Origin of the sequence: Pseudoduganella sp. RAF53_2 (genome assembly GCF_052113985.1) — a bacterium.
In the GTDB taxonomy this organism is placed as follows: Bacteria; Pseudomonadota; Gammaproteobacteria; order Burkholderiales; family Burkholderiaceae_D; genus Rugamonas.
In genome coordinates, this window is record NZ_JBFRDW010000220.1 from 1 (window position 1) to 8,613 (window position 8,613).

Genomic DNA, 8,613 nt, shown 5'->3' on the forward strand with positions numbered 1-8,613 from the left:
GTGCAACTGAAGAAGGGCGGGGCCAATTATCAGGGCCTGTGCCCCTTCCACAACGAAAAATCTCCCAGCTTTACGGTGAGCCCGACCAAGCAGTTCTATCACTGCTTCGGCTGCGGYGCSCACGGSACGGCSATCGGCTTCCTGATCGAATATTCCGGCATGGGCTTTGTCGATGCCGTGAAGGACCTGGCCCAGAATGTGGGCATGGTGGTCCCCGAGCAGGACGACAAGATCCCTCCGGCCCAGCGCGCCGCCCAGCAACAGCAGTCGATGGCTTTGTCCGAGGCCATGACCAAGGCCTGCGATTTCTACCGCGCCGAGCTGCGCAAGGCGCCCAACGCCATCCATTATCTGAAGGGCCGCGGCCTGACGGGGGAAGTGGCGGCCAAATTCGGCCTCGGCTATGCGCCGAATGGCTGGGATGGCTTGAAAGCCGTGTTTCCCGACTATGACTCCGCCACCCTGGTGGAAGCGGGTCTGATCATCCAGCAAGTGGATGAGGATGGCCGCAAAACCAAGCGCTATGACCGCTTCCGCGAGCGAGTGATGTTCCCGATCCGCAATACCAAGGGGCAGGTGATCGCCTTTGGTGGTCGCATCATGGAGCATGGTGAGCCAAAATACCTGAACTCCCCTGAAACGCCGCTATTTTCGAAGGGTTCGGAGCTGTACGGCCTGTTCGAAGCGCGCCAGGCGATCCGCGATGCGGGTTATGTGCTGGTGACCGAAGGCTATATGGACGTGGTGGCGCTGGCCCAGATGGGCTTCCCGCAAGCCGTGGCGACGCTCGGTACGGCCTGTACCACCACGCACGTGCAGAAACTGTTGCGCCAAACAGACAACGTGATCTTCAGTTTTGACGGCGACAAGGCCGGCCGCCGCGCTGCCCGGCGCGCGCTGGAAGCCTGTCTGCCCCATGTGTCGGACGACAAGACCATCAAATTCCTGTTCCTGCCGGCCGAGCACGACCCGGACAGCTATATCCGCGAATACGGTGCGCCGGCGTTCGAACAGCAGGTGCAGGAAGCGATGCCGCTGTCCCAGTTCCTGCTGCGCGAGGCGCAGGGCGAACACGACCTGAGCTCGCCGGAAGGCCGCGCCCGCGTGCAGTTTGACGCCAAACCCATGCTCCAGGCCATGCCGCCTACCTCGCTGCGTCTTCAGATCGTGCGCGGCCTGGCCACCATGACCCAGAGCACGCCGGGCGAGGTGGAAGGTCTGTTCGAGCTGGCCAAGCCGGTCGCGACGGCCAAGATCGCGCCGCCCAAGAGCCGCCGCGAGCAACCGGTAGGACTGGAATTGAAGCTGATCCGCGTCCTGATCTGCCACCCCTCACTGGCACTGATATTGGACGGCGACGCCCTCACCGCATTCAACCAGTTTGGCGCCGAGGCGGCCGAGCGGCTGGTACAGTTGGTTCAGCTGGCGCAATCGCTGGGTGAGCAGGGCACATTTGCCGTCCTGGCCCAGCAACTGAAGGAGTTGGGGCCGGATTACGACGGCATCATCGGCGAGATTGCGGCCGCCCATGAGCCTGAGCTGGAAGGCGAGCGCATCTGGCTATCGGCCACTGTGCGCCAATTGAAAGGTGATGCGTTAAAGAAGGAATTGGATCAGCTGTTTTCGACGGGTTTGTCTTCTGAGCAAATTGGTGTACGCTACCGCGAAATTACTGCCAAGCAAGATCAACTGCGGCGTGAAGCGGAGGCGGAATTAGCTGGGCGCTGACTCTTCGATTGCCCGCGCGCAAGGAACCCTGCCCGTCTGGTAATTGGAAAGTGCCGTGCTATAATAAAATGCTAAATATTGCAATATTTAGCGGTGCGATTTTTTTGTTTGTTTTCAGTAGGTTAGGCCCCATATGGGGCAGTAGTAGAGTTGCAGTGCCGGACCTGGTTGTCGGCAGGTTCGTGAACCTATCTAAACCGTTAAGCAAGTCGTTGTGAAATCGAAAGCGCCTGTGCCAACTAAGAAACCTGAAATCAAAGCGGCTGAAAAGCCCCGCAAAGTGACCGCCAAAGCCGCCAAAACGGCCGATAAACCGGAAACCCGCGTCAGCAAGGCGCCACCGGCGGTTAGTCAGACAACGGATGCGGCGGCATTGGCCGCGATCGACACCTCCGGCTACGTTTTGCCGACCGTGAAGGTGCCGGGGCGCCGTGGCCGCAAGCCAAAAGAATTTCAGCCGGAGAACGATGAAGTGGCGGCACTGAATGCCGTCGAGCGCGCTGAGCTCAAAGCCGTGGACAAGGCGAAAGCCAAGGACCGCAAGGCCAAGGAAAAAGCGCTGCTGAAAGACGCCTTCTCGTCCGACACCGAGGCTACCGAGGAAGAGCTCGAGCGCCGCCGGCAAAAACTGAAGACCCTGATCAAGTTCGGTAAGGAGCGTGGCTTCCTGACGTACGCCGAGATCAACGACCATCTGCCTGAGAACATCGTCGATCCGGAAGCGATCGAGGGCATTATCGGCACGTTCAACGATATGGGCATCGCCGTGTACGAACACGCGCCGGATGCCGAGACGCTGCTGCTGTCCGATAATGTCGCCACCGTGACCAGCGACGATGAAGCGGAAGCGGCCGCTGAAGCCGCGCTGTCCACCGTTGATTCCGATTTCGGCCGTACCACCGACCCTGTGCGTATGTATATGCGCGAGATGGGCTCGGTCGAACTGCTGACCCGCGAAGGCGAGATCGAAATCGCCAAGCGTATCGAAGACGGCCTGAAGGACATGATCCAGGCCATCTCCGCCTGCCCGGTGACGAYTGCCGAGATCATTGCCACCTCCGACCGCATCCGCATGGACGAGATCAAGATCGACGAAATCGTCGACGGTCTGGTCGATGAGGAAGAGGACGGCACCCAGCAGGTCGCCGCCTCCGACGAGGAAGAGGAAGAGGACGACGAGGAAGAGGACGAAGAAGAGGAAGAGGAAGAGGGCGCCAGCCCAAGTGCCGCCGCCGGCTATTCCGCCGAGCAGCTGGAAGCGCTGAAGAACGCCTCCCTCGAAAAGTTCGACAATATTGCCAACCAGTTCGACCGCATGCGCAAGGCGTTCGAGAAGGATGGCTATAACTCCAAGGCTTACGTCAAGGCGCAGGAATCCATTTCCGGCGAACTGCTGGGCATCCGCTTCACCGCCAAAGTGGTGGAGAAGCTGTGCGACACCCTGCGTGGCCAGGTCGATGAAGTGCGTCACATCGAGAAGCAGATTCTGGATGTGGCCGTGAACAAGTGCGGCATGCCGCGCGCCCACTTCATCAAGGTCTTCCCGGGCAACGAAACCAATCTGGAATGGGTGGACGGTGAAGTCGCCGCAGGTCACGCTTACAGCGCGATCCTGGGCCGCAACATCCCGACCATCAAGGAACTGCAGCAGCGCCTGATCGACCTGCAAGCGCGCGTCGTGCTGCCGCTGCCGGACCTGCGCAACATCAACCGCCAGATGGCGGCCGGTGAAATGAAAGCGCGCAAGGCCAAGCGCGAAATGACCGAGGCCAACCTGCGTCTGGTGATCTCGATCGCGAAGAAGTACACCAACCGCGGCCTGCAATTCCTCGACCTGATCCAGGAAGGCAATATCGGTTTGATGAAGGCGGTGGATAAGTTCGAATACCGCCGCGGCTACAAGTTCTCGACCTATGCAACGTGGTGGATTCGCCAGGCGATCACCCGTTCCATCGCCGACCAGGCGCGCACCATCCGTATTCCGGTGCACATGATCGAGACCATCAACAAGATGAACCGCATCTCGCGCCAGATCCTGCAGGAAACCGGTGCCGAGCCTGATCCGGCAACTCTGGCGATCAAGATGGAAATGCCAGAGGATAAGATCCGCAAGATCATGAAGATCGCGAAGGAGCCGATCTCGATGGAAACGCCGATCGGCGACGACGACGATTCTCATCTGGGCGACTTCATCGAGGACAACAACACACTGGCGCCGTCCGACGCGGCCCTGCATGCCTCGATGCGCGGTGTGGTCAAGGAYGTGCTGGAYTCGCTSACGCCRCGCGAAGCCAAGGTGCTGCGCATGCGYTTCGGYATCGARATGWSCACCGAYCAYACGCTGGAAGAGGTCGGCAAACAGTTCGACGTCACCCGCGAGCGTATCCGCCAGATCGAAGCCAAGGCCCTGCGCAAGCTGCGCCATCCTTCCCGCTCCGACAAGCTGAAGAGCTTCCTCGAAGGTAACTAAAACTTGACGGATAGGGCCCCCGGCCCTATCCTGCCGGGTTCTCAGGGCCTCTAGCTCACGCTTGGTTAGAGCAGCGGACTCATAATCCGTTGGTACCCGGTTCGACTCCGGGGAGGCCTACCAATTCGCTCAATGCCGTAAAAAAGCCCTGACGGGAAATCGTCAGGGCTTTTTTTTGCGGCTTGCGTTGCGAGTTCAGACCGCGCGGCGGCGGAGGCAAAGTGCGCCTAGTCCAAGCGCGACAAGCAGGACCGAGCTCGGTTCGGGTACTGCTGCGGCCGCTGAGAATTCTGCGTCAAGGGAATTGAGTGTCAGGTTCCGGTCGGGGAAGGGGGCGAAGGTGTCCAGAACCAGTCCAAATCGCAAGACGTCGGCGCTGCCTAACATGGCCAGGGCGATTGCATAAGTGGTGAAGGGGCTGCCGCCACCGAATTCGGATGTGTCGTAGCGGCCGGCGTCGTTATTGCCGATAACATTAAATCCGCTGTAGGCGTTCAGCTCGGCGTCCGTATTGACGAAATTCGGCGAGTCGCCCAGATAGATCGAAATCGACCCGTCCGCAAAGGTATCGTGATTGGTATCCAGTTGAATTCTCAGTCGCGGCGCACCGCCGCCGGCACCGCCGGCATTGCTGACGAAGTTGGCGCTGAAGCTGGTGAGGTCTGAGAAAGTGAATGCCTGGTTCGGATAAAACAGGACATAGCTGAAGGTGCTGGCAGTAGCGGTCAGTGTATATGGCGGCGTGCTACCCAGCGGCGTTGCCTGATTGCCGTCCGAACCATCGCCGGTAGCGTAGGTTCCTGTGACCGGACCCGCATAGGCACTCGTAGCGACCAACAACACCATACCCGCAAGAAGTTTCGACAGAACACTGAAGCCGAATTTGGAATTGAACATAGTCCCCTCTTATGGTTAACATCGAAGATTGGGGTCGCACCTGGTTGATGTGATTCGGTTACGCTAAGGAGCAACCGCCGTTTCGCGACTCGCAATATGCATGCCATGCGAGCATTGTTCACTTAAATATTATTTAAATTCAATATATTAGCGAGCAATGAAAAATTTCTTGTGCGAGCAATGTGAATTATGCGTAAAGTTTTCCGACACAAGTTTTGACATGTTTTCGATCCAACCACGGGAGATGAGATGGCCAGCAGCTGCGAACACTTTTCTGAGATCCATACTTACAGCGGCAATACGGTCGGCTGCGAAGAGTGCCTGAAGACAGGCGACAAATGGGTGCACCTGCGCCTTTGCCTGACCTGCGGACACGTGGGCTGTTGCGATGCTTCTGTGAACAAGCACGCGACCAAGCATTTCCACGAAACGCAGCATCCGCTGATCAAGTCTGCGGAGCCTGGGGAAACGTGGGGCTGGTGCTATATCGACCGGAAGRTGTTCCCGGCCATTTGACCCTTCCTTCGCGCCTGCTTGAGGCGCGTCAACATGGTTGTGCACACACACTCTTACACTCCAGGGATATTCGTTTGACGGAATAGTCCTTGGAGGGAATAATGGCCAGTGAATGGGACGTCGAATATACGGACGAATTCGGCGTTTGGTGGGCATCTCTCGCTGAAGACGAACAGCAGTCCGTTGATGTATCGGTGCGCCTGCTTGAGCAGTATGGTCCCGGCTTGGCTTTTCCCCATAGCTCCGGGGTACACGGTTCAAGGCACCCACACATGCGGGAACTGCGAGTCCAACATCGTGGCCGGCCATATCGCGTGCTATATGCGTTCGATCCTTTGCGTCACGCCATCCTTCTGCTTGGCGGTGAAAAAACTGGCAGTAGCCGTTGGTATCTAGTGCATGTTCCTATTGCTGACCGGCTGTACGACGAGCATCTCGAGATTCTGAGAAAGGAAGGGCAKGTCGATGGCAAAGAAATTTAGCGAACTTCGGGCAGCGATGTCACCTGAGTCGAGGACGCGCGCAGCAGCGCGAGCCGAGGCGCTGCTGGTGGAAATGAAGCTTCAGGAACTGCGCAAATCAAGAAGCGTCACGCAAGTTGAAGTGGCGAAAGCGATGAGTGTCGAGCAAGCCGCTGTGTCCAAGCTTGAGCGGCGAGAGGACATGTACATCAGCACTCTTCGCGACTATGTCAGGGCACTAGGCGGAGAGCTGAAGCTGGTTGCTTCGTTCCCTGACGCCGATATCCAGGTTCGATCCTTTGAGGAAAAGACCTAGCGTTTGTGCAGCAGGTCTTTGCGGAACCAATCGTCCAGCATCTGCTTTTCGTAGCCGTAGAGGTCCCGGTCGTACATATTGATGCTCTGCTGGTAGGCGGGGTTTTGAATTTTCTTCTCACCGCTCTCGATCACCTTGCCGTCTTGCTCGACGCTGTAGCGGAAGTGCATGCGCGGCCAGTCGGCCTGGCCTTTCATGACGCGAATGTCGCGCACGGCGACGCGCGGGAATTCTTCGCCGGCGAGGTCGATGTCGAGGAACTCGATGTTCAGCACCTGGCCCGCTGGCAGCTRCTCGGACAGCTTGTTGAGGTGTTCGTTGAAGACGTACTTCATATTTTCGAGATCACTGTGATGGCGCGGGACGTCGCTCATCTTGTCGGTGTCGATATAGGTGACTTTGGCCGTGGCAAAAGCACTGGCCGAGGCAATCGCGAGCGCGGCGGCGCAGGCGGCCTTCAAAATGCGGGTATTCATGGCAGTCTCTTCGTGAAATTGCAGCAGTTTTTCACTTTGACTATACGCTCATTCCTCTAACGCCATGTAACAAGTGATGTACATGTATGACTGTTTATTACGGCCCGGCGCTGGCCTAGCATGTCCTTACCTTATCAAGGAGATCGACATGAACAAATTCCTGCTGGCCGCAACGCTGACCTTCGCCGGCGCCTCCACCGCCCATGCTGCCGATTCGCTGCCGCTCAACCAGTTCGGCTCGGTCCTGAGCGAGGACATGAAATGGCAGACTTTCCCGGCATTTCCGCCGGAAGCCCGGCTGTCCGTGGTGGCGGGCAACCCTGCTGAGGCGGCGCCATATGTGGTGCGGGTGAAGCTGCCTGCAGGCGTGAAGCTGATGCCGCATACCCATCCGGAGGATCGCATTTATACGGTGATTTCCGGCGTGTTCTATATCGGCATCGGCACCACCTTCGATCCCGCCAAGCTGCTGGCCTATCCGCCCGGCGCGGTGGTGATTCTGCCCAAGAACACGCCGCATTTCCACTGGGCGCGCGCTGGCGACTACATGACCCAGGTGTCCGGCATCGGCCCGCTCGGCATCAAATACATCCACGACGAGGACGATCCGCGCAATCATTGAGTGCGTGCCTGTCATAAACGCTACAAACCATTACAATTTATGTTTCCCTTAATAAGAACATAAATTTAATGCAGTTATTCCGGCTCCTTTTTAGCGCATTCCTCCTATCGTTGGCAGGRCAGGCTGCGGCCATTCAGTTCAGTCCGATCAGCCTGCACCACACCAGCTGGACTGCAAAGGACGGGGCGCCGCCGTCGATCATCGCGATTGCGCAGACGCCGGATCGCTGGATGTGGCTGGCGTCGCAGAACGGGATCTATCGCTTCGACGGCGTACGCTTCGAGCGTTTCCACCCACCGGGCGGACAGCAGCTGGGCAATGATATCTGGGGCATGCGTGTGCTGAGCAATGGCGCGCTGTGGATCGGCTACCGCTCCGGCGGCGTGAGCGTGTGGCACAAGGGCGTGCTGCACAATTACGGAGTAGCAGATGGCTTCCCCGTGGCCAGCGTGCTCGATTTCGCCGAGGACTGGCGCGGCCGCATATGGGCCTCCACTTCGCTGGGCTTCCGCGTATTTGACGGCAAGCGCTGGGAGAAAATGGATCAAAGCCGCTCCGGTAAAACCGGCCAATGCTTCCTGCAGACCGATCCGGATAAAACCATCTGGGCGCGCTGCGATCCGGGCGTCTTCAAGCTGGCTAAAGGAGACGAATCGTTTGGCGAGAAGTATGAGAACCTGGGCTTTGGACGCCTGTCGCTCGCAAGGGATGGCACAGTCTGGGCCACCGGCGGCAAGCCGGGCGAACTGATTCCCCTGATCGGACCTGGCAAGGACCGTCCGCTGCCTGACTGGCCGCGTCCACGCGAAAGCGGCGGCACCATGCTGTTCGAACGCGATGGCCAGCACGCATGGCTGACGCGCGCCGATGGCGTCATGCGCATTGGCCCCGGTGAAGACCCCAAGCCATTCGGCATTCCCAACGGCATGAGCGGCAATATGCCGAACTGCCTGTATCAGGACGTGGAAGGCAATATCTGGGTCGGTACGGAGAACGGGCTGGATCGCTTCCGCGTTCCCGTCTTGTCCGGCGTCGCCATGCCGCCGATTTATTGGGACGCGCCGGCCATTGCTGCCGGCGACAACGGCGCCTTATGGGTGGACGGCAATGAGGTCAAGACACCGAGC

The 8,613-nt window shown here is 58.7% G+C and carries 9 protein-coding genes and 1 tRNA gene; 8 read left to right on the plus strand and 2 right to left on the minus strand.

Translation table 11 applies throughout. The features are described from left to right. The 3 genes from dnaG to AB4Z11_RS14610 all read left to right on the plus strand — a co-directional run. A partial coding sequence (gene dnaG, locus AB4Z11_RS14600) for a DNA primase (protein ID WP_442025971.1) occupies positions 1-1,728 on the plus strand: 1,728 nt, incomplete at its 5' end. Between the two features lie 232 nt (positions 1,729-1,960). Beyond that, positions 1,961-4,198: an RNA polymerase sigma factor RpoD gene (gene rpoD, locus AB4Z11_RS14605; protein ID WP_442025972.1), complete on the plus strand. Its 2,238-nt coding sequence runs from the start codon at positions 1,961-1,963 to the stop codon at positions 4,196-4,198. A 44-nt stretch (positions 4,199-4,242) separates the two neighbouring features. After that, positions 4,243-4,321, plus strand: a tRNA-Ile gene (locus tag AB4Z11_RS14610). Between the two features lie 72 nt (positions 4,322-4,393). Here AB4Z11_RS14610 and AB4Z11_RS14615 read toward each other — a convergent pair. Continuing rightward, entirely contained in the window at positions 4,394-5,095 is a 702-nt protein-coding gene (locus tag AB4Z11_RS14615) for a PEP-CTERM sorting domain-containing protein (RefSeq protein WP_442025973.1), read from the minus strand. Between the two features lie 249 nt (positions 5,096-5,344). Here AB4Z11_RS14615 and AB4Z11_RS14620 point away from each other — a divergent pair, with 249 nt between their 5' ends. The 3 genes from AB4Z11_RS14620 to AB4Z11_RS14630 all read left to right on the plus strand — a co-directional run bounded on the left by AB4Z11_RS14620 (position 5,345) and on the right by AB4Z11_RS14630 (position 6,388). Continuing rightward, on the plus strand, positions 5,345-5,611 hold the full coding sequence (locus tag AB4Z11_RS14620) for a UBP-type zinc finger domain-containing protein (RefSeq protein ID WP_442025974.1): 267 nt from the start codon (positions 5,345-5,347) through the stop codon (positions 5,609-5,611). A 101-nt stretch (positions 5,612-5,712) separates the two neighbouring features. Next, positions 5,713-6,093, plus strand: coding sequence for a type II toxin-antitoxin system RelE/ParE family toxin (locus AB4Z11_RS14625; RefSeq protein ID WP_442025975.1), 381 nt, complete (start codon positions 5,713-5,715; stop codon positions 6,091-6,093). Next, positions 6,077-6,388: a helix-turn-helix domain-containing protein gene (locus AB4Z11_RS14630; protein WP_442025976.1), complete on the plus strand. Its 312-nt coding sequence runs from the start codon at positions 6,077-6,079 to the stop codon at positions 6,386-6,388. The genes AB4Z11_RS14625 and AB4Z11_RS14630 overlap by 17 nt, the downstream gene beginning before the upstream one ends. Here AB4Z11_RS14630 and AB4Z11_RS14635 read toward each other — a convergent pair. Continuing rightward, the gene (locus AB4Z11_RS14635; protein ID WP_442025977.1) at positions 6,385-6,864 is read right to left on the minus strand and encodes a DUF3016 domain-containing protein; all 480 of its coding nucleotides are present in this window, start codon (positions 6,862-6,864) and stop codon (positions 6,385-6,387) included. The two genes, AB4Z11_RS14630 and AB4Z11_RS14635, sit on opposite strands and share 4 nt — an antisense overlap. 148 nt (positions 6,865-7,012) lie before the next feature. Here AB4Z11_RS14635 and AB4Z11_RS14640 point away from each other — a divergent pair, with 148 nt between their 5' ends. Together AB4Z11_RS14640 and AB4Z11_RS14645 are read left to right on the plus strand one after the other, a co-directional pair. Further along, a complete protein-coding gene (locus tag AB4Z11_RS14640; RefSeq protein WP_442025978.1) occupies positions 7,013-7,486 on the plus strand; it encodes a cupin domain-containing protein in 474 nt (157 codons plus the stop codon). Between the two features lie 110 nt (positions 7,487-7,596). Then, positions 7,597-8,613, plus strand: a 1,017-nt coding sequence (locus AB4Z11_RS14645; RefSeq protein WP_442025979.1) for a ligand-binding sensor domain-containing protein, incomplete at its 3' end; no start/stop codon positions are given.